Source organism: Methylophaga sp. UBA5088 (assembly GCF_002414625.1).
Taxonomy (GTDB): Bacteria; Pseudomonadota; Gammaproteobacteria; order Nitrosococcales; family Methylophagaceae; genus Methylophaga; species Methylophaga marina.
In genome coordinates, this window is the sequence record NZ_DIAC01000074.1 from 7,740 (window position 1) to 8,737 (window position 998).

At 35.3% G+C, this 998-nt stretch carries 1 protein-coding gene; it reads right to left on the reverse strand.

Features of this window, described 5'->3' with window-relative positions; all coding sequences use genetic code 11:
• Positions 1-205: 205 nt before the first annotated feature.
• Entirely contained in the window at positions 206-802 is a 597-nt protein-coding gene (locus B4K20_RS09390; protein ID WP_286304705.1) for a TnsA endonuclease N-terminal domain-containing protein, read from the reverse strand.
• Between the last annotated feature and the right edge of the window lie 196 nt (positions 803-998).

Genomic DNA, 998 nt, shown 5'->3' on the forward strand with positions numbered 1-998 from the left:
TTTGTGAATCCCACTTGACCATTCTGCCAAGTTTAAAGCTGGGAAATGAGCCCACAACTCGGTTTGGTCCTTTATTGTTAATCTCTCTCGCTAATTCACGCATAAAAAATCCCTCACATGACTAACTATAACAAAGTCATCAGGTGAGGGATATTTATGACCACATATTTAAAGGTTTATGCCCATAATTTTAAGAATTATGCCATTACCTACAATCTATATCGAAACTGAAAACTTGATTGGCTATCAACACATAGCAGTCGTATTTATCTAGATACTCAAAAGAGGCTAATTCCCCAAGAGTTAAAAAAGATGAAAAAGAGTTTTCAATATCTCGTTTTACTCTTCCAATTAACACTGGGCAGGCTTTGTCTCTATAGTATTTGTTTAATAATTTGAGGTTAGAGAAGCGTGGTTCTTCTCGAAGTGATTTCTCTGTAATTATTTCAAAATCATGACCTGCCTCGTCCATGGCAGTGGCGATTGTTTCGTATTTCAGTCTGATTTCATTTTTAAGTAACTCGGATTCTGGTTTAAGCTCTACATACTTGAGCTTGCTTGTAGATTTTCTCCGAATCTCATAATCAGGGAAGTAATAATGATATGTATGATTGTGAAGGTATTTGAATTTTATGGGTTGTTCAAAATATTCAATTACATCATCATCAAACTCAAGATAGTAAAGGAGATCACGCTCAATCTGCGAGTCCCATTTGATCATTCTGCCAAGTTTTACACTTGGGAATGAGCCTACTACGCGGTTGGGCGCTCTATTATTAATTTTTCGCGACAATTTGTGCATAAACCCCCCTTCACCAAAGCTGAGTATAACAAAGCATTAAGGTGAAGGGGTATTTACAGGCATATATTTAAAGGCTTATGCCATTAATTTAAAGACTTATGCCATTCCCTACACTAACGAAGATTAAATATTTATTTAGTGTTTATTTGCGATCGATACTATAAATATCTTACATAACCTTCGATTTTAGTTTTTC

Bases quoted from the DNA above. Each gene is read 5' to 3' on its own strand.
- B4K20_RS09390 (WP_286304705.1), bottom strand. From the start codon at position 802: ATGCACAAATTGTCGCGAAAAATTAATAATAGAGCGCCCAACCGCGTA.